This is a genomic window from Paenibacillus sp. FSL H7-0442, assembly GCF_038593105.1.
Taxonomy (GTDB): Bacteria; Bacillota; Bacilli; order Paenibacillales; family Paenibacillaceae; genus Paenibacillus; species Paenibacillus polymyxa_D.
Map to the genome: position 1 here is coordinate 2,389,492 of NZ_CP151963.1, position 20,189 is coordinate 2,409,680.

General features: G+C 47.5%; 14 protein-coding genes. 13 read left to right on the forward strand and 1 reads right to left on the reverse strand.

Features of this window, described 5'->3' with window-relative positions:
* Positions 1 to 219: 219 nt before the first annotated feature.
* From MHH57_RS11005 to MHH57_RS11015, 3 genes are all read left to right on the forward strand, one after another.
* Positions 220 to 1,296, forward strand: coding sequence for a glycosyltransferase family 1 protein (locus MHH57_RS11005; protein WP_342435085.1), 1,077 nt, complete (start codon positions 220 to 222; stop codon positions 1,294 to 1,296).
* A 517-nt stretch (positions 1,297 to 1,813) separates the two neighbouring features.
* The gene (locus tag MHH57_RS11010) at positions 1,814 to 2,167 is read left to right on the forward strand and encodes a hypothetical protein (protein WP_029519178.1); all 354 of its coding nucleotides are present in this window, start codon (positions 1,814 to 1,816) and stop codon (positions 2,165 to 2,167) included.
* Between the two features lie 522 nt (positions 2,168 to 2,689).
* Positions 2,690 to 6,292: a BspA family leucine-rich repeat surface protein gene (locus MHH57_RS11015; RefSeq protein ID WP_342435086.1), complete on the forward strand. Its 3,603-nt coding sequence runs from the start codon at positions 2,690 to 2,692 to the stop codon at positions 6,290 to 6,292.
* Positions 6,293 to 6,422: 130 nt separating this feature from the next.
* Here MHH57_RS11015 and MHH57_RS11020 read toward each other — a convergent pair whose 3' ends face one another.
* Positions 6,423 to 7,952, reverse strand: coding sequence for a glycosyltransferase (locus MHH57_RS11020; protein ID WP_069012380.1), 1,530 nt, complete (start codon positions 7,950 to 7,952; stop codon positions 6,423 to 6,425).
* Between the two features lie 236 nt (positions 7,953 to 8,188).
* Here MHH57_RS11020 and MHH57_RS11025 point away from each other — a divergent pair, with 236 nt between their 5' ends.
* The 10 genes from MHH57_RS11025 to MHH57_RS11070 all read left to right on the forward strand — a co-directional run bounded on the left by MHH57_RS11025 (position 8,189) and on the right by MHH57_RS11070 (position 20,187).
* Entirely contained in the window at positions 8,189 to 9,055 is an 867-nt protein-coding gene (locus tag MHH57_RS11025) for a glycosyltransferase family 2 protein (RefSeq protein WP_069012379.1), read from the forward strand.
* 34 nt (positions 9,056 to 9,089) lie between these two features.
* Positions 9,090 to 10,229, forward strand: a complete 1,140-nt coding sequence (locus tag MHH57_RS11030; protein WP_342435087.1) for an aminotransferase class I/II-fold pyridoxal phosphate-dependent enzyme — start codon at positions 9,090 to 9,092, stop codon at positions 10,227 to 10,229.
* Positions 10,226 to 10,867, forward strand: coding sequence for an acetyltransferase (locus MHH57_RS11035; protein ID WP_039275128.1), 642 nt, complete (start codon positions 10,226 to 10,228; stop codon positions 10,865 to 10,867). Before MHH57_RS11030 ends, MHH57_RS11035 begins: the two co-directional genes overlap by 4 nt.
* Before the next feature lie 290 nt (positions 10,868 to 11,157).
* Positions 11,158 to 13,227 carry a bifunctional aldolase/short-chain dehydrogenase gene (locus tag MHH57_RS11040; protein WP_342435088.1) on the forward strand — a complete coding sequence of 690 codons (2,070 nt, stop codon included), beginning with the start codon at positions 11,158 to 11,160 and terminating at the stop codon, positions 13,225 to 13,227.
* A gap of 242 nt (positions 13,228 to 13,469) precedes the next feature.
* Positions 13,470 to 14,690, forward strand: a complete 1,221-nt coding sequence (gene rhaI, locus MHH57_RS11045) for an L-rhamnose isomerase (RefSeq protein WP_209950361.1) — start codon at positions 13,470 to 13,472, stop codon at positions 14,688 to 14,690.
* Complete coding sequence (gene rhaB / locus MHH57_RS11050; RefSeq protein WP_209950362.1) at positions 14,687 to 16,162, forward strand: rhamnulokinase; 1,476 nt, start codon at positions 14,687 to 14,689, stop codon at positions 16,160 to 16,162. The genes rhaI and rhaB overlap by 4 nt, the downstream gene beginning before the upstream one ends.
* 20 nt (positions 16,163 to 16,182) lie before the next feature.
* Positions 16,183 to 16,941 (forward strand): DeoR/GlpR family DNA-binding transcription regulator, encoded by a 759-nt coding sequence (locus tag MHH57_RS11055; RefSeq protein WP_029518449.1) that lies wholly within the window; start codon positions 16,183 to 16,185, stop codon positions 16,939 to 16,941.
* Between the two features lie 252 nt (positions 16,942 to 17,193).
* Complete coding sequence (locus tag MHH57_RS11060) at positions 17,194 to 17,922, forward strand: (Fe-S)-binding protein (RefSeq protein ID WP_029518448.1); 729 nt, start codon at positions 17,194 to 17,196, stop codon at positions 17,920 to 17,922.
* A complete protein-coding gene (locus MHH57_RS11065; protein ID WP_340885254.1) occupies positions 17,919 to 19,439 on the forward strand; it encodes a LutB/LldF family L-lactate oxidation iron-sulfur protein in 1,521 nt (506 codons plus the stop codon). The genes MHH57_RS11060 and MHH57_RS11065 overlap by 4 nt, the downstream gene beginning before the upstream one ends.
* A complete protein-coding gene (locus MHH57_RS11070) occupies positions 19,432 to 20,187 on the forward strand; it encodes a lactate utilization protein (RefSeq protein WP_029518446.1) in 756 nt (251 codons plus the stop codon). The genes MHH57_RS11065 and MHH57_RS11070 overlap by 8 nt, the downstream gene beginning before the upstream one ends.
* The last annotated feature ends 2 nt before the right edge of the window (positions 20,188 to 20,189 follow it).

Here is a 20,189-nt window from a genome sequence, read left to right on the forward strand (position 1 = left end):
AAGTCCAAACACTCCCAGCCTGACGAACCCGCCGTTCCTGCCACAGGATCACCTGCTTGCGAACCAGCGGAAGCCTTACAAATTTAAGAAGCTTTTCTAACCGTAGGAATGATTCAGCTATCCTGTACTAGAACATCGGCCATTGTAGCCACATATGTATACGGGAAACGCCTGTGGTGTACAGCTTTAGGGAGCAGCAACTTAAGAAAGGGTGAAAGTATGGAAATATTTAGTCAGCAAATTCAATCGCATACTAACCGGCGTCTTGCAGTAATTGATACGAAGTTTCCATGGAAGCTAAGTGGTTTTCGATATTGGGAGAACTTTAATATATTCGAGCAAAGGCCTGATACTTTGTTCTTTGCAACTAAACCTAATGATGATTATTTTCCTTCTAAAGTTTATCCTTTTTCTGATTTTATGAAAGTTGCAGTGTCTGAGGGGGTTACAGATGTATATTGTGTTTTCTTAAATTTAACACTTAGTTTGCTTGGTCATGGCTTTCTTCCGGATGGAAGTTATTTGCCAGGAGCAAATCCTAATCTAAATATTAAGCCATTCTTAGATGACCGAAATATTAATCTTCATGCTACCTTGTACCCTGGTGGCGGACTGGATCCATGGACAAAAAAAGAGTTTCTTTCCATTGCAGGACAGCATTGTTCGACCGTATTTACAAACATCAATGAAGTTATGGAATCGATTGTTGGAAGTATTTATTATCCCGTTGTGATTAATACCGACTTATATACATTCAAACAGAAGAAAGTTGAAATGCCTATACAGTTAACATTCTGTGCTTTTAATGCCATTAGAAAAGGTTTCCCCATTATGGCAGATGCATTTAATCGACTTACGGATGATTTTCATCTTAATCTAATTGGTGATTGGGAAGATCAATTACTTCTATTGAAAAATAAGAATTATACATTCTATGGCCTACTTTCCCCTGAAGAGTTAAAGTCAGTGTACGAAAGAACTCATATATTTCTAAATTGCAGTGTTCCGGATCGATTTGCTTTAGATGGTTTTCCAACTACGGCTGCCGTTGATGCGATATCGACAGGATGTGTACTTGTTACGACAAACCCCCGAAATGATAGATTTATTCTTGAGGAAGGAAAGGATTATTTTGAAGTTGAACCTAACGGGTACGCAATTTCTGAGAGGTTGTTTTGGATCCAGGATCACTTTGAAGAAGCGTTGATTGTTGGAAAAAATGGTTCCAATAAGATAAAAAGTAAATTTGATGCTAGTCAAATAGTGAAATCAAAGCTTGCTAACATATTTAAGTAATTTATAAATATTTGGGTTTTGACTATATTAACTCACGGTTTTCAGCTTTGAAGCAAGAGCTGCGAGAAGGGGATACCGCAAATCGATGGGGGTTTCATTATTTATGGAATGAGAAACAAAAGCAGGAACAATTTGAGGATTTAAAAAACAAATCTGTAAGAGTGTTGTAGCATGACGCAAGTGGTATTTGTAACAAGGATGAGGGCACCCCTTTCTCTTAGGGTGCTTTTTTTATGGTTTGGAATGATATAGGAAGGGGCAAATCTTTCATTTCCTTTCCTTGAGAGAGAATTAGGAGATTTCCAAAACTTGAGAACAACGAGTAGTTTGAGGCTCGATCGGACCGAATGACAGAATAAATAATATCTTGTTTTTTAATGGGTAAACAAACAATCATATCTAATAAATTATTAATATAATACATGGGAACTCCAGGTTCCTTTTCTATTTTCGTCCTAGTATTTTACTTGATTGCATGGAGTTATTGTTAATAACCAGTAAAGGAGGCGTTAACTTAATGGCAATATTAACAACTGGTCCTATTGAGAACAGTCCTGTTGGTGGGGTCAGGCCGATCCAACAGGTCACTGTTAAAATGGTAAACCGTGACTTAGTCAATTCTTCAACAATATTAATTCAGGGATTCATTTTAAATGGTTTACGAACATTACATGTACTAGAACAAATAGCTTTAGCCCCCAATGCAGTTGTTACGAGAAATTATCTAGCGAACTTCGACGCATATGAATTCGTTTTTACCACAAGCGGTTTGGCAGAAGAAAGTACTGATATTTCTGTTTGGGGAAAAAACGGGAGTGGTACAATCATTGGTGCTCAGCGTATTGTTGCGGATGAGCAGTTAGAGTCTTAAAACTCAACAAATGCACAGAGGTAAAGCCACAATCATATCACATGTTTTAGAAATAAAATAGAGGGAACATGATCTTGAGAAAGACCTCATTGTTTACAAGAAAAGCTTGCTTTTACTAGAAAGGAGGGAATATCTAAATGGCAGTATTATCTACTGGACCCATTGCAAACGATCCTGTTCTAGGAGTCAGACCCACCCAACTGGTCACAGTAAAAATAGATAACCGAGATTCTGTAAATTCTTCTACTGTTTTGATCGAGGGTTTTATTTTAAACGGCAGTAGAACAGTATATGTACAACAACTAGTTGTAGTGGGACCAAATGCGGTTATAACTAGGAATTTCTTTGCAAATTTAGACGCATTTGAATTCGTGTTTACCACAAGCGGACCAGCAGTGAATGAAACTCAAATTTCTGTTTGGGGTAAAGATGCATTGGGGCAATTAGTACCTGCGCATCGGTTAGTATCTGATGAACTTTTAGGAACCGATCAAGGCGTCCAAGGACCTCAGGGTGTTCAAGGTGACCAAGGACCACAGGGAATTCAAGGTGATCAAGGACCTCAGGGTGTTCAAGGAGCCCAAGGTGACCAAGGACCTCAGGGAGTTCAAGGCGTCCAAGGCGACCAAGGACCTCAGGGAGTTCAAGGCGTCCAAGGTGACCAAGGACCTCAGGGTGTTCAAGGCGTCCAAGGTGACCAAGGACCTCAGGGAGTTCAAGGCGTCCAAGGTGACCAAGGACCTCAGGGAGTTCAAGGCGACCAAGGACCTCAGGGAGTTCAAGGCGTGCAAGGCGACCAAGGACCTCAGGGTGTTCAGGGTGCTCAAGGTGACCAAGGACCTCAAGGAGCCCAAGGAGCCCAAGGTGATCAAGGACCTCAAGGAGTTCAAGGAGCCCAAGGCGATCAAGGACCTCAGGGAGTTCAAGGCGTGCAAGGCGACCAAGGACCTCAGGGTGTTCAAGGAGCCCAAGGCGATCAAGGAGCCCAAGGCGACCAAGGACCTCAGGGAGTTCAAGGAGACCAAGGACCTCAGGGAGTTCAGGGTGACCAAGGCCCTCAGGGAGTTCAAGGTGACCAAGGCCCTCAGGGAGTTCAAGGCGTACAAGGAGACCAAGGCCCTCAAGGAGTTCAAGGAGACCAAGGACCTCAGGGTGTTCAAGGCGTCCAAGGCGATCAAGGCCCTCAGGGAGTTCAAGGCGTCCAAGGTGACCAAGGACCTCAGGGAGTTCAAGGCGACCAAGGACCACAGGGAGTTCAAGGAGTTCAAGGCGACCAAGGACCACAGGGAGTTCAAGGAGTCCAAGGTGACCAAGGACCTCAAGGAGTCCAAGGAGACCAAGGACCTCAAGGAGTCCAAGGAGACCAAGGCCCTCAAGGAGTCCAAGGCGATCAAGGACCTCAGGGCGTTCAAGGCGATCAAGGACCTCAGGGCGTTCAAGGCGACCAAGGACCTCAGGGCGTACAAGGTGACCAAGGACCTCAGGGAGTTCAAGGCGTACAAGGTGATCAAGGACCTCAGGGCGTCCAAGGCGACCAAGGACCTCAGGGCGTTCAAGGCGACCAAGGACCACAGGGAGTTCAAGGAGTCCAAGGCGACCAAGGACCTCAAGGAGTTCAAGGAGCCCAAGGCGATCAAGGACCTCAAGGAGTTCAAGGCGTTCAAGGCGACCAAGGACCACAGGGAGTTCAAGGCGTCCAAGGTGACCAAGGACCTCAAGGAGTTCAAGGCGACCAAGGACCTCAAGGAGTTCAAGGAGCCCAAGGCGATCAAGGACCTCAAGGAGTTCAAGGAGTCCAAGGCGACCAAGGACCTCAGGGTGTTCAGGGCGTTCAAGGTGACCAAGGACCTCAGGGTGTTCAGGGCGTACAAGGCGACCAAGGACCTCAAGGAGTTCAAGGACCACAAGGTGACCAAGGACCTCAAGGAATCCAAGGCGATCAAGGACCTCAAGGAGTTCAAGGCGACCAAGGACCTCAGGGCGTACAAGGTGACCAAGGACCTCAGGGAGTTCAAGGCGTCCAAGGCGAACAAGGACCTCAAGGAGTTCAAGGACCTCAAGGAGTCCAAGGCGATCAAGGACCTCAGGGTGTTCAGGGCGTACAAGGCGACCAAGGACCTCAGGGCGTACAAGGTGACCAAGGACCTCAGGGAGTTCAAGGTGACCAAGGACCTCAGGGTGTTCAGGGAGCCCAAGGTGACCAAGGACCTCAAGGCGTTCAAGGCGTGCAAGGCGACCAAGGACCACAGGGTGTTCAAGGAGTTCAAGGCGACCAAGGACCTCAGGGCGTACAAGGTGACCAAGGACCTCAGGGAGTTCAAGGCGTCCAAGGCGAACAAGGACCTCAAGGAGTCCAAGGCGATCAAGGACCTCAAGGAGTTCAAGGTGTTCAAGGCGACCAAGGACCACAGGGTGTTCAAGGAGTTCAAGGCGACCAAGGACCTCAGGGTGTTCAGGGAGCCCAAGGTGACCAAGGACCTCAAGGCGTTCAAGGCGTGCAAGGCGACCAAGGACCTCAAGGTGTTCAAGGCGTCCAAGGTGACCAAGGACCTCAGGGTGTTCAAGGAGCCCAAGGCGACCAAGGACCTCAGGGTGTTCAAGGCGTGCAAGGCGACCAAGGACCTCAAGGACCACAAGGTGACCAAGGACCTCAAGGAGTTCAAGGCGTGCAAGGTGACCAAGGACCTCAAGGAGTTCAAGGCGTCCAAGGTGACCAAGGACCTCAGGGTGTTCAGGGCGTCCAAGGCGACCAAGGACCTCAGGGTGTTCAAGGAGCCCAAGGCGACCAAGGACCTCAGGGTGTTCAGGGAGCCCAAGGCGACCAAGGACCTCAAGGAGTTCAAGGCGTGCAAGGCGACCAAGGACCTCAGGGTGTTCAGGGCGTACAAGGCGACCAAGGACCTCAAGGAGTTCAAGGCGTGCAAGGCGACCAAGGACCTCAAGGAGTTCAAGGCGTGCAAGGCGACCAAGGACCTCAGGGAGTTCAAGGAGTCCAAGGCGATCAAGGACCTCAAGGAGTCCAAGGCGATCAAGGACCTCAAGGAGTCCAAGGAGACCAAGGAGTTCAAGGAGTCCAAGGCGATCAAGGACCTCAAGGAGTCCAAGGCGATCAAGGACCTCAAGGAGTCCAAGGAGACCAAGGCCCTCAAGGAGTCCAAGGAGACCAAGGCCCTCAAGGAGTCCAAGGAGACCAAGGCCCTCAAGGAGTCCAAGGCGTACAAGGTGATCAAGGACCTCAGGGAGTTCAAGGTGATCAAGGACCTCAAGGAGTCCAAGGTGACCAAGGACCTCAGGGCGCTCAAGGCGACCAAGGACCTCAGGGAGTTCAAGGAGACCAAGGACCTCAGGGAGTTCAAGGTGACCAAGGACCTCAGGGAGTTCAAGGTGACCAAGGACCACAGGGAGTTCAAGGTGATCAAGGACCTCAAGGAGTCCAAGGTGACCAAGGACCTCAAGGAGTTCAAGGTGACCAAGGACCTCAGGGTGTTCAGGGCGTACAAGGAGACCAAGGCCCTCAAGGAGTCCAAGGCGATCAGGGACCTCAAGGAGTCCAAGGCGATCAAGGCCCTCAGGGAGTTCAAGGTGACCAAGGACCTCAAGGAGTCCAAGGCGATCAAGGCCCTCAGGGAGTTCAAGGCGTACAAGGAGACCAAGGACCTCAAGGAGTCCAAGGCGATCAAGGACCTCAGGGTGTTCAAGGCCCTCAAGGAGTTCAAGGCGATCAAGGCCCTCAAGGAGTCCAAGGCGATCAAGGCCCTCAAGGAGTCCAAGGCGATCAAGGACCTCAGGGTGTTCAAGGCCCTCAAGGACCTCAGGGCGTACAAGGCGACCAAGGACCTCAAGGCGTCCAAGGCGACCAAGGACCTCAAGGAGTTCAAGGCGTGCAAGGTGACCAAGGCCCTCAGGGTGTTCAAGGACCGCAAGGCGACCAAGGCCCTCAGGGAGTTCAAGGCGTCCAAGGCGACCAAGGACCTCAAGGAGTTCAAGGAGTTCAAGGCGTGCAAGGCGACCAAGGCCCTCAGGGTGTTCAAGGACCGCAAGGTGACCAAGGACCAGCTTAAGGTCAAGGTATATTTAGAGGACTCAAAAGTTATTTATAACTTTTGGGTCCTTTTTTTGTCTTAAGTTAATGTTTGCAGTCCTGCTGTAACAAAAAAAACCTTTGTCGAAGTCTCATGGAAATGATTCAGAGAGACTTCGACAAAGGTATTGGAAAATAATTGTTGGCTAATATTCTAATCAGCCTTGTTGTAATTTACGGCAACACAACCACTTTCTCTTTGCAGGACGCAATAAATTTTCCATATTGAATACAAGTTTCTAATGAATCATTTGGCTCCATAGGCCACCATCGTATGGCTCCCCTGGGAGCTTTGGAGGCATAGGTTTCGATTTCTGATGGAATTCGACCTACAACCACAATTTCGATCTCCCTAAAGTTGTTTTCAATGCCCTTTTGGAGCGTTTTAATTAATTGGGTGTGCTCTATTTCAGGACAGGAATGGGGGATAGGGAACAATATCGAGAATTTAGAAGTATCTTCTTGAATAACGTGAGCAGATTTCCGGGCAGGATCATCCGTAGAAGTCTCCCATATACGACGATAAGGCAATTGCTGTGGTAAATCGAGTTCTTTCAGTCTCATTTGTATCCTTTGAAAATAGCATCTATTTAGTTCCCCTACAAGAACCTGAATCTGCTTATTTCTTAGGAATGTAGTGTTATTCCCATGTTCGTTACGATATTGGATATATATCAAATCGGGGATGTTTGCAAATTTAGTGCAAAGAAACGTCCGGACCAGCATATCGTAATCATCTGCAACCAGTAGTTCATTGCGATGTCCCCCGATCAGATGATAACAGTCCCTTGTCCACGCACGGGGATGATTGGGTAAACCGACCAAATGTCGAATGGTTTTGCCATTAATGGTCGTATGTTTTTGTACATTTTGCCATCTGTTCATTTCATGCAGCCAGACTCGATAATGAACACTGTAGCCAAAGCCACAATCCCAGCCATACCAATGTGCATGATTGCTCCCTGCATACACTTCAGCACAATCCCCATAAACAAAGCCACAGTCAGGGTTTTGTTGAAATGCTTTGACGATTTTCTCCAGGCAGTCAGGAGTTAGCTCATCATCATGATCGACTTCTACCAAAATTTCCCCTGTACATAGACCTGCTGCAAACCTTTTGATAGCCCCTATATAACCATTGCGGGAATCCTGGCGATATCTCCGCACACGGTGATCCTCTAAAGGGAGTAAATACTCCTTGTACGTTTCATCTTCATCACCGGAATCATCCACGATTACCCATTCCCAGTTCTTGTAGGTCTGCTTCAATAAAGATTGATAAGGTCGTTGAATTTTTTCCTTTGATCTGTAGCTGGCAGTAAAGACGGATATTAAAGGTGTGTTTGAAGAAAAATGTGTAGGAGGAATCGTTCTATTCTCCGGAAGAGGATCTGTTGCCTTAAGCCAGCAGAAAAATAAATGCATAGGTTGAATTTCGTCAGGTGATTGGAAGTGTAACCAGCGTTTTTTTTCGTGACCAGGCAATGCTTTTAGTGCTGAAAATTCTCCCCACTCTTCTCCGATCGAGACGTAAACCCGAGGTTTTTGGAGGCTATTGTCTATAAGTGGCTGATCAGCCTCATACAAGTTTATTGTAATGTTATTTTCTTCCAATCTATCTATCAATTCTTTTACATGATCCTTTAAAACCTTCTTCGATACAAATAAATGAGTTGTCAGTAGCGGAGTGAAATTCAATGACATGATCATTCCCCTTTACCAGTTTCGAACATCAACGAGAGGGAGGTGCCGTTCAGACGTAAGCTATTGTTTTTATTGAAACAACCATTTTCCTGGCATCATTTTATTTCCCAGTAGTATATATGTATGTGTATGTGTTCGGGGATGTGAGAAAAATACCAGCCCATATGAACATAGCGAATAAACCGTTTGAAACCTCCGTCGTAAACACCGAAGCATTAAAGAAAGGTGGAGTAAGTGTGGAATGCCCATTAGTAAGTGTAGTTATACCTGCATATAACCGGCCGCATACACTAAAAATCGCCATCGACAGTGTATTGGAACAAACTTACCCGAACATCGAAATTATTATCTGTGATGACAGTACAACGAATGAAGTACAAGAAATGATTGATTCTTATTTAGATTCTTTTCCCCAAGTTAAATATTATAAAAATGATAAAAATCTTTTTCTTGGAAATTGGCATAAATGTTTTGATTTGGCATCAGGTGAATATATCAATTACTTGATGGATGACGATATGTTTCATAAAGAAAAAATAGCAAGGATGCTCTATTTTTTTGAAAATTTTGAAAAGATCACACTGGTTACCTCGTATCGGCAAACCATGAATGAATTAGGGGCTATTCTCCCACCGCTCTATGCAACGGAAAAGTTATACGAAGAAACAAGGATAATGGACGGAAGAATGTTGGCAAACGTTGCATTAACTCGTTGTTTAAATGTGATTGGTGAACCTACAACAGTGTTTTTCAAAAAAACAGATCTTATCGAACGGTTTGGAGTTTATAAAGGGAAACAGTATTCTCTTCTTAATGATTTAGCTTCCTGGTTGAACTTACTATCCAAAGGAAAAGCAGTTTATATTCCTGAAGCGCTAAGCTATTTTCGAATACATCCCAATCAAAATAATCAAACGCTTGGTCAAAATGCGTTCACGGAATGGTTAGATATTATGATTGCCTCGAGAGATGATGGATTTCTTGATACCAACGATTTGTTTAAAACTGCACTTCATTCTTATCATGAACGTATAAAAGGCCGTCCACAATTTGTTGCAGATATCAAGCGAATTGAAATGATATTAAAAACATTGGAATCCTAACTTGCTCATCCCATGTGCAAAGGAGGCTTGGCTTATGTTTGAAATTCCCTTCTTACGACCTAGTTTAGTAAAAAAGGAACGATTTATTGCTAATTTTGAGAAAATAGAAGAGACGCGAATTTACTCCAATTATGGCCCCTTAAATAACCTGTTTGAAGAGCGGGTCATTGCGCAAGTGTTTAATGGAATCGGTTCGGCTGTGACTGTTAGTAACGCTACCATCGGCTTGATTTTGGCTATCGCTCACAGCAAGCGACCACAGGGCAAATATGCAGTTATGCCAAGTTTTACTTTTGCTGCCACCCCACTTGCTGCTGAGTGGTGCGGGTTAGAACCCTATTTCCTTGACATTGAACCGGAGAATTGGCAAATGAATAGGGAGCAGTTAGAGCAGGCAGTCAAGCTGCTGGGAGATGAGATTGCGGTAATCGTTCCTTATGCCACTTTCGGTACAGCCATTGATTTGTCTGTATACAATAAGCTGCAGGAGCAAGGAATTCCGGTAGTCATTGATGCTGCTGCCAGTTTTGGGACTATATCTCCCGAGGAAGCCACCCATTTTGGTAAAGGCTTTGGAGGGGCCGTAGTATTCAGCTTTCATGCCACCAAATCTTTTGGTATCGGAGAGGGTGGATTGGTATACAGTTTGGACCAGCATCTCATTAAGCGAATTCGTCAGGCGGGGAATTTCGGTTTCTCCAGCAGCAGGGAGTCTGTCACCCAAGGTCTTAACAGTAAGATATCCGAGTATACCGCTGCTATCGCTTTAGCTACTCTCGATCACTTCAAAACTGTACGGGAGAATAGAAGGACGATCTACGAATATTATCTTCAAGAACTGCTCCAAGCAGACTTATTAGAACGAGGATGGTCTGTACAAAAAACACAAGGATCGGTTGTCCATCAATTTATCCCTATTCTTAGTCCGGATTCACACACGAATCAAGAGGTCGTTAAGTTATTAGCCTCTAATTCAATAGAAGCCAGAACCTATTTTTCTCCGGCGTGCCATCAGCAGAAGCAGTTCCAAAGTTATCCCCGGTCTACTCTTCATGTTACCGAGCATATTACCAAACATATTGTCAGCCTGCCCTTGTGGGAGGAACTGGATGAGATTATCGTTCGAAGAATTGTAAATGTTCTAAGAAGCTTGGGAAGAGAGACAGCCAGATGAGGAAACTCGTGATTTGGGGATCGGGCGGACATGCCAGGGAAATTAACTGGTTATGTGAAGAGTTAGGAGTTCGAGTGATAGGATTCTTAGACGAACGGCCTGAGACGAAAGGGCAGATCGTAAATGGGGTTCCTGTACTGGGGACGTTGACCGACATTAAAGCGTTAAAATATGAGGTGGAACTGATATGTGCGGGAGTGGGTGACCCAGCATTAAAGAAACGATTCGCTTATCATACAATTCAATCGGGATTTCGTATCGCAGCCCCGCTAATACATCCGCGTGTTCGTTTGTCTCGAAGAAACACCATTGGAGAGGGAAGTATGATCTTTGAAGGGGCTGTCCTGTCGGACAATATTAAGATCGGACAGCATGTGATTATCAATCGGAGTGTTAACGTGAGTCATGATGCGGTTATTGGCGATTATATAACCATAGCCCCTGGTGTGAATTTGGCAGGTAACGTAACCATAGATGAGGGGGCCTATATCGGCGTCGGTGTCTCGGTACGGGAGAGATGTCACATTGGTTGTTGGTCTATGATAGGTGGAGGTGCCTTTGTTAAAGATGATATACCCAGCTTTACCATGGCTGCAGGGGTACCAGCAGTCGTTAAAAAACGACTTGATATTCCCTGAGTAGTCTTTCTTTGGACGGAGCGTATTCGATTTGTAGTAATATGCTTGGCAATGAAGTGATTTACCTACCAAAAGGCCGTGCCGGAAAAGGTTCTCATAACCTGATCCCGGCGCGGCTTTTGATTAATGTACACATTTTACAGATGGATAAAAATTAAAATTTATTTTTGATTATTTTTGTATTGCTTATTTTCAAATCAAAACAAAAGTGTTATAGTCTCCATAAATAAAGAATAACCACTGTAATAAAGCCTTTCAAAACTAAAACTAAACTTGGAGGTCTTTTTCCTATGGTACAAAGTCTGTGGAATTCTTCACAAGCATCTGAGCAAAAAAACACGCTGGAACAGCTCGTATACCGTTCTAACCTGATTGGCACAGATAGGAGTGTGTGCAACTGGGGAGGCGGCAATACTTCGGCCAAAACAACGATACAGGATTTCCGCGGACGTGAAGTGGAAGTGATGTACGTCAAGGGCAGCGGTTCAGATCTTGCAACAATGAAAGCGCATAACTTCACAGGGCTTCGTATGGAGGATATTCGTCCTTTATTTGAAAGAGAAGATATGTCTGACGAGGATATGGTCGCATATTTGGCGAACTGTATGATAGATGCCAAGCATCCACGGGCTTCAATTGAGACGCTATTGCATGCTTTTCTGCCTTTTAGACATGTCGATCATACACACCCGGACGCGATTATTAGCTTGTGCTGTGCGCACAACGGTAAGGAAATCGCTAAGGAAATTTTCGGTGACAGTTTTGTATGGGTGCCTTATATCCGTCCTGGATTTAAGCTGTCGAAAATGATTGCCCAAGGTGTACTCGATCATCCACAAGCTGAATTGGTATTGATGGAAAAGCATGGTCTGGTTACGTGGGGAGACACATCCGAAGCGGCTTATGCCAAAACGATCGATATCATCCAAGAAGCAGAAAGCTATATTAAAGCTCGTCAAGAGGAAAAGCAGGCGTTTGGAGGAACAAAATATAAAGCGCTTACTTATGAAGGACGCCGTAGCATTGCATCTCAAGTTATGCCGTCGATTCGGGGAGCGGTCAGTGATGAGAAAAAGATGATTTTAACCTTTGATGATGCAGAAGATGTGTTGGAGTTTGTGAACGGCCGGGATTCTGCTGCTTTATCCCAGGTCGGGGCTGCGTGCCCGGATCATCTGGTCCATACCAAGATGAAGCCACTCTATGTAGATTGGACACCGGATGTGGAGGATGTAGAGGGCTTGAAAGTTAAGCTTGCCGAGGGTATAGCAGCTTATAAGGAGCAGTATCAAGCTTATTTCGAGCGCAATCGGCTTGAAGGGGATGTTATGTTTGAGGCTGCGCCACGTGTAATTTTGGTTCCGGGTGTTGGTATGATCAACACAGGTAAAAGCTGGAGCAATGCGCAGGTAAGCGGTGCTCTGTACCATCGGGCTATCGCTGTCATGCAAGGGGCAACGACGTTAGGAGAGTTTGTTTCACTCAGTGAGAACGAGTCATATAACGTGGAATATTGGCCGCTGGAGCTTTATAAGCTGTCACTCGCGCCAGCAGAAGTTGAATTTTCCCGTAAAATTGCGTTCATTACAGGTGGTGCAGGCGGAATTGGCAGTGCAACCGCACGTCGTTTGGTGGATGAAGGCGCACATGTCGTACTGGCAGACCTGAATCTGGAAGGCGCGCAAAAGGTAGCCGCAGAGATCAATAGTAGCTACGGAGAAAACTGTGCCATTGCCGTAAAAATGGATGTGACGCAGGAGGAGCAAATTCAGGCTGCCTATGCAGAAACGGCATTGACCTATGGCGGTGTAGATATCATCGTCAACAATGCAGGCCTTGCTACATCCAGTCCGTTCGATGAAACATCGTTAAAGGAATGGAATTTAAATGTGAATGTGCTGGGAACGGGTTATTTTCTGGTTGCACGAGAAGCGTTCAAGCTCATGAAGGAGCAGACACTTGGCGGCAGCATGGTGTTCGTCGGCTCCAAAAACTCGGTCTACGCAGGTAAAAATGTAACGGCCTACAGCTCGGTCAAGGCGCTGGAAGCGCACTTAGCCCGTTGTATTGCCGCAGAAGGTGGTGAATATGGTATCCGTGTGAACACCATTTTGCCGGATGCCATTCTGCAAGGCTCGGCAATCTGGAACTCCAACTGGCGTAATGAACGCGCCACTGCCTACGGCATTGAGCCCGACCAGCTGGAGGAGCATTATCGCATACGGACGACGCTGCTGGTCAATATTTACCCGCAGGATATCGCTGAGGGCATTGCCTTTTTCGCCTCATCCAAGGCAGAGAAAACGACAGGTTGTATGCTGACCATCGACGGCGGCGTCCCCGCTGCCTTTACACGCTAGCCGAATTAAAATGAACCTGGGTAAGCGATAGACTCATTTCAACGGCTCAACACTTAGGATTATAACGAACTAATTTAATGTACTAATCTATTTCACTAATCCAAGCCACATGTTATACACACACTAACACTTTAAAAATAGAAGTGACTTTATGGGTGGTCAGCAGCGGAGCGATCGGAAGAACAATCCGTACGCGAAGCGATCTCCCATAACTCACTTCATTTTTCCAAGGAGGAACCATGATGAGTGACAAAGCGTACGCCTTATTCGAGGAACAACAGCAACAACGAGGCATTGACCTGGAGCGAGTAAAGGCAAGGCTGAAAGCGCTTAGCATAGAAACACCATCCTGGGGATATGGCGACTCAGGTACACGATTTAAAGTCTTTCAGAAAACGGGCGTGCCGCGTGATCCGTTCGAAAAGTTGGAGGATGCGGCGCAGGTTCATGCCGTGACAGGCTTATGTCCATCCGTTGCCATTCACATTCCATGGGATAAAGTAGACAATTACGGCAAGCTTCGCAGTCATGCGGAAAGTCTCGGTCTGCGGATTGGGGCCGTGAATCCTAATCTGTTTCAAGACGAGGACTACATGCTCGGCAGTGTCACCAATGTAGACCCGGCCATCCGCCGCAAGGCCATCAACCATTTGCTAGAATGCGTAGATATTGCGAAGGAAACGGGCTCGAACGATTTTAGCTTATGGTTCGCAGACGGAACGAATTATCCCGGTCAGGGGGACATTCGCAAACGGAAAAATTGGATGCTGGAAGCGCTCAGTGAAATGTATAAGGCGCTCACATCTGACATGCGCATGCTGATTGAATACAAGGCGTTCGAGCCAGCCTTTTATCATACGGATATTGCCGATTGGGGCATGGCGTATAATTACGCAACCAAGCTGGGGCCGCAGGCACAGGTGCTGGTGGATACTGGGCATCATCTGCCGGGAGCCAACGTGGAGCATATTGTGGCGTTTCTAATTGATGAGAAGCGATTAGGTGGTTTTCATTTTAATAGCTACAAATATGCGGATGATGATCTGATCGTGGGCTCCGCGAATCCGTATGAACTGTTCTTGATTTTTTATCAAATTTTAAATGCGGCTCAGGATGTGGATAAAGATATTCGGCATACGGTGGACAAAATTGCTTATTTGATCGATCAGTCGCACAATATTGAGCAAAAAATTCCGGCGATGATTCGTTCGGTGCTGAATGTGCAGACTCAATATGCGAAAGCGCTCCTAATTAATCATGCAGAAGTGGAGGAAGCATCGAGCCGCCAGAATGTGCTGGGTGCGGAGGATGCTGTGCGACAAGCGTTTGAGTTTGATGTGGCACCATTGCTCAGAGCGATCCGTGAAGAGCAAGGCTTACCAGCAGACCCGATGAAAGCTTACTTAGCGTCTGAGTATGGCACGCAGATTTTGCAAAGAGGCAAGGGTGGTGCAAGCTGGTGAGTATCCTCGCTTATGATTTGGGGGCAAGCAGTGGCAGGGTTCTACTCGGAGAATTGACGGATTCACGTATAGTGGTGGAGGAAATCCATCGCTTTTCGAATGATCCGGTCAAGGTTGGGGAACATCTGCACTGGGATCTGTTGCGTCTGTATCACGAGGTTCAGCAAGGATTGATCAAAGCCAAGCATAGGGGAGTGAATCCATCCAGTCTTGCGATTGACTCCTGGGCGGTCGATTTTGGACTGATCGGAGAAACTGGAGAATTGCTGGGCAACCCTTATCATTATCGGGATTGGCACACCCATGGGGTAATGGAAGAAGTACAGGAACGGCTGGGAAAAGAGTTTATTTTCCAGCGCACAGGCATTCAGTTTTTGACGTTTAATACCATTTATCAGCTGGCTGCTATGCGAAATGCGAGTTCACCGTTGCTGGAGCAGGCAAAGCATTTCTTGATGATTCCAGATCTGCTACGGTATTTTCTGACAGGTGAAATGTACAATGAGTTTTCCAATGTGACCAGCACGCAATTATATAATCCGTTGCAGCAAAAATGGGATGATGAGCTTTTGTCTGGAATCAACATTCCTCATTCCTGGTTTGGTGAGGTGCTGGAGCCAGGAAATGTTGCAGGAACGATCCGCTCGTCGGTTATGAACGATTTGGGCATTGGAGCGATTCCTGTGATTGCAGTAGCAGAGCACGATACGGGATCTGCTGTGGCTGCCGTGCCTGCGCTGGAGCGCTCGTTTGCGTACTTGAGCTGTGGAACATGGTCTCTGATGGGAACGGAAACGGCACAGCCTGTAATCAATGACGATACGCTTCGTTTTAATTTTACGAACGAAGGTGGGGTCAGTCGAACTTACAGGCTGCTTAAAAACATCATGGGCTTATGGATTTTACAGGAGGCGCGTAGGGAGTGGGAACGGCAGGGGTACTCCTATTCCTTCCCTGAACTGGTTCATATGGCAGAACAGGCTCCAGCATTCACTTCTTTGATTGATCCGGACGATGAACTATTTCTGCACGCCGGGGATATGAGAACACGAATTCGCCAATATTGCCGCAATACCCGACAGCCATTGCCCGAGACGCCGGGAGAAATCACGCGTTGTATTTTGGAGAGTCTGGCGTTAAAGTACCGTTACATTTTGGAGCTTACAGAACAGGTGTCAGGACAACGGTTTAATGGTTTACATATGGTCGGAGGAGGGATTCAAAATCGCTTGTTGTGCCAATGGACGGCCAATTCGATTCAAAAACCAGTGTGGGCGGGACCTGCAGAAGCGAGCGCAATCGGCAATCTTGCGGTACAATGGATGACACAGGGAAAGTTCGCCGATATATGGGAAGCCCGCCGGGTCATCGCGAATTCTATTTCCGTGGAGGAATATGAGCCTGCCGAATCAGAAGCGTGGGAGGATGCCTATGGGCAATTCCGGCGGGTAGCGGGACTTTTTGTACATTAAAGATGTGGAGTGAGATTGCCATGCTGGTCGCAGAAAGATATGAGATGATTGTGCAGCTCGTGAATGAAAAAGGAAGCATACGAGTGTCCGAATTGAGTGAGTTGTGCAAAGTAACGGAGGAAACGATTCGCCGTGATCTGGACCGTCTGGAGCAGGCGGGACGACTGCGCCGTTCGCATGGGGGAGCGGTCAGTGTCAAAAACGAGCAGCCTGAAACGCCCTATGCGGTACGGGAAATTATGAACGCAGAGGAAAAGCGCAGAATTGCCGAAGAAGCAGTCAAGCAGATTCAGCCGAATGATCGTATTTTGCTGGATGCCAGCACAACCGCCTGGTATATGGCCTCAAGTTTACCGGATATTCCTTTGACAATATTAACGAATTCGATTCGGGTAGCTACAGAGCTGGCGGGTAAGGAAAAAATCGAGGTCATTTCGACGGGGGGGCAGTTGCTTCAACGCTCGCTGTCATTTGTAGGCCCGCTCGCAGAGCGTTCCCTGGAAACCTATTATGTGGATAAATTGTTTTTCTCCAGCCAGGGGGTTCATCTGGATCGCGGTATTAGTGAATCGAATGAACTGCAAGCTCGTTTGAAGCAGAAAATGGTCAGCATTGCAGACCGTGTGATTTTACTGGCCGATGCGAGCAAATTTGGGCAACAGGCGTTTACGCATGTCGTGAACCTGTCGCAGGTATCCGAGATTATTACGGATTCGAGGTTGTCGGATCCGATTCGCAGTCAACTTGCGGAGCAGGCTATTCCAGTTACGGTTGTGTGAATTTAAAAATGTCGAGGTGGAGAGTGTCGCTCCGCGTTTCATTTGCTCTTACGCTCGCTGTTGCAGTGGGATTCTTTGATGATGTAAAACACGTTTAGGTGAGAATCCCACTGCAAGCTTATGCTTACGTAGAGAGCTTTCCTTTGGAAAGCTTTTAGGCAAACGCTGACGCTTCTCCAGATTCAAATGAACCGATCCGCTGGTATCCTCTATAAAGTAATAGCTATTCCATAGACGTAAGGGGTGTTCCGTATGAAGGTATCTTTATTTATTACTTGCCTGAGTGATGCGATTTATCCCAAGGTGGGGGAAGCGATGGCATGCTTGCTTTCCAGATATGGTGTTCAGCTGGATTTTCCGAAGGTACAGACATGCTGCGGACAGCCGTCCTATAACAGCGGCTATTGGGATGAAACGAGGGTTGCTGCCAAAACAATTCTGAAAGCGTTTAACGACAGCGATTTTGTCGTATCTCCTTCCGGTTCCTGTACATATATGATTCATCATTACCCGGAGTTGTTTAAGGATGAGCCCGAATGGCTCGATTCAGCACGGAGGCTGGAACAAAAGACGTATGAGTTTACGCAATTTATGGTACAGGTGCTTGGCGTGACCGATGTGGGCGCGTCTTTTCCGCATACAGTAACCTATCATCCGTCTTGCCATGGCACACGTTTGCTCGGCGTGAAGGAGGAACCGATGAAGATGCTTGGCAGTGTAAAGGGGCTGCAATTAGTACCACTTCCCTTTGCTGAGGACTGCTGTGGCTTTGGCGGGACTTTCGCGGTGAAAATGCCAGATATTTCGGGAGCGATGGTGACTGAAAAAGTGGACCATATCAGGGAGACCGAAGCCGAGGTACTGGTCGGACTAGATATGGCCTGCTTGATGAACATTGCCGGAAATCTTCGGTATCGGGAGGAGCCAGTTCGGGTCATGCATCTGGCTGAGCTGCTGTACGAAGGGGTGAAGCACGCATGACCGTCGTACACACACATTCCATGAACCAAAAGGTCAAAAAACGTGCAGAGCTGGCCCTAAATGATGATTTTCTGCGGAATGCAGTTCGTTTCACTACAGAGCGTTTGCGTAACGGAAAGCAGGTGGCTTTAGAGCAACACGGAAATTGGGAAGAATGGCGTGAACGGGGCCGTCAAATTCGTCTGCATACCATTGCCCATCTGGACTATTACTTAAATCTATTTGTAGAAAATGCCCGTGCCAACGGGGTGCAAATCCATTTTGCCGATACAGCAGCCGATGCCGTACGTATTACCCTGGATATTGCTGCACATAGCCAAGCCCGTTCCGTCGTCAAATCCAAGTCGATGGTGTCGGAGGAGTTACATTTGAATCAGGCGCTAGAGGGTGCGGATATCGAGACGATTGAAAGTGACCTCGGTGAATATATTATTCAACTGGCAGGAGAGCCCCCGTCTCATATCGTCATTCCGGCGATTCACAAAAACCGCTTTCAGATTGCCGAACTGTTATCCCAAGAAGCAGGTGAGAAACTGTCCGCGGATACGACGATTTTGGCGGGCTTTGTCCGCAAAAAGCTGCGTGAGAAGTTTCTAGAAGCGGATATTGGCATGACGGGCTGTAATTTTGCCATCGCCGAGACAGGCTCCATGGTCCTGTTTGAAAATGAAGGGAACGCACGGATGGTATCCACTCTGCCCAAAACCCAAATTACGCTGATGGGCATGGAGCGGATTATTCCATCCTGGACGGATTTGGAGGTGATGGCTACATTATTGCCACGATCCGCTACGGGGCAGAAGCTGACCATGTATATGTCTGGTATTTCAGGCCCTCGGCGCAGCCAAGATGCCGATGGGCCTGACGAAATGCACATCATCATCGTAGATAACGGACGTTCACTACAGCTGGGCAATCCCGAGTTTCAAGAGTTGCTGAATTGCATTCGCTGTGGTGCTTGCCTGAATGCCTGTCCGGTGTACCGACACATTGGCGGGCACGCGTATGGCGGGACATATAGTGGCCCTATCGGTGCGGTGCTTACGCCTGCCCTTCATAGCAACATTGAAGAGTGGAACGATATTGCGAGTGCGTCCAGTCTGTGTGGTGCGTGCTATGAAGCCTGTCCGGTCAAAATACCGCTGCATGATATGCTGGTATATTTGCGCAGACGCAAGGTTGAGGCGGGACAAGGAGATAAGCTGGAAACGGCAGGGATGAAAGGTTTTGCGACCGTGGTTTCCAACTCGAAGCGATTCGCAGTGGCGATTCGGCTAGGGCAGATCGCCCAGAAAGCGATCGTCCGTAAAGGTGAAATTACCTTGAAACTGGGTCCGTTAAAAGGCTGGAATACGTACCGTGTGGCTCCCTCTCTGGCGAAAAAATCCTTCCGTCAGCAATGGAACACGCTGGAGCATAAGCTGGAGCAGGAACGCAACGTGATGCAGCCGGATGTTCTCAGCCGAATGGAGAAGATTTTGGCAGATAGAAGTAAAGGAGGGACGCAGCATGAGTGAGCATAGTAATCCTTCTGCGCAAGCAAAAGCGGCCCATGAAGCGTGGCTTCATCAAATGGAAGAAGAATCCCGTGCCAAGCAGGTACGCTTTATGGACGGCATCGCGACGCGGCTCAAGCGTCCACGACAGACGGAGCCGCCAGTTCAGCCGTTTCGCGGGGCACCTGCATTTTGGTACGAATTCGATTGGAGCGCGGAGCGGCGCATCGAGGAGTTCACTGCTAACTTTACAAGTGTTGGCGGGCATGTCGTGCGTCTGCCGAATTTGGAGCAGACCGCAGACTGGATCGCGTGCAAAGCGCGAGAGCTGGGAGCGGCCTATATCGTCCGGCAGAATGAGCCGGACCTGGATGCGCTCCAGCTGGAATCGGCACTGCCGCAAGTCCGTTTATCGGTGTGGAACACCGATCCAGTCGAGGATTGGAAGGCCCGCGCCGCTGAGGCGGATATCGGCATCGTCATCGCCGACGAAGCGGCTGCTTACACCGGCTCGGTAGCGGTGCTATCCTCGCCGGAGAAAGGCCGTGCGGTCAGCCTTTTGCCAACCGCACTGATCATTCTTCTGCCAGTAGAGCGCTTACGAACACGACTGGGCGAGATTCTAAGCCGCTTTGACGAAGTCGGGCGTGAGCAACTGCCTGCAGGCATTCATTTTATTACTGGACCAAGCCGCTCGTCGGATATTGAAAATGATTTGACGATCGGTGTACACGGGCCAGGTATCGTCTATACGTTGTTAGTGGGCTAGCG

Excerpts from the sequence above, each read along its gene's own strand:
- MHH57_RS11040 (WP_342435088.1), top strand. The coding sequence starts at position 11,158 with ATGGTACAAAGTCTGTGGAATTCTTCACAAGCATCTGAGCAAAAAAAC.
- MHH57_RS11060 (WP_029518448.1), top strand. The coding sequence starts at position 17,194 with ATGAAGGTATCTTTATTTATTACTTGCCTGAGTGATGCGATTTATCCC.
- MHH57_RS11030 (WP_342435087.1), top strand. The coding sequence starts at position 9,090 with ATGTTTGAAATTCCCTTCTTACGACCTAGTTTAGTAAAAAAGGAACGA.
- MHH57_RS11065 (WP_340885254.1), top strand. The coding sequence starts at position 17,919 with ATGACCGTCGTACACACACATTCCATGAACCAAAAGGTCAAAAAACGT.
- MHH57_RS11010 (WP_029519178.1), top strand. The coding sequence starts at position 1,814 with ATGGCAATATTAACAACTGGTCCTATTGAGAACAGTCCTGTTGGTGGG.
- MHH57_RS11070 (WP_029518446.1), top strand. The coding sequence starts at position 19,432 with ATGAGTGAGCATAGTAATCCTTCTGCGCAAGCAAAAGCGGCCCATGAA.
- MHH57_RS11020 (WP_069012380.1), bottom strand. The coding sequence starts at position 7,952 with ATGTCATTGAATTTCACTCCGCTACTGACAACTCATTTATTTGTATCG.
- MHH57_RS11005 (WP_342435085.1), top strand. The coding sequence starts at position 220 with ATGGAAATATTTAGTCAGCAAATTCAATCGCATACTAACCGGCGTCTT.
- MHH57_RS11055 (WP_029518449.1), top strand. The coding sequence starts at position 16,183 with ATGCTGGTCGCAGAAAGATATGAGATGATTGTGCAGCTCGTGAATGAA.
- MHH57_RS11035 (WP_039275128.1), top strand. The coding sequence starts at position 10,226 with ATGAGGAAACTCGTGATTTGGGGATCGGGCGGACATGCCAGGGAAATT.
- rhaI (WP_209950361.1), top strand. The coding sequence starts at position 13,470 with ATGAGTGACAAAGCGTACGCCTTATTCGAGGAACAACAGCAACAACGA.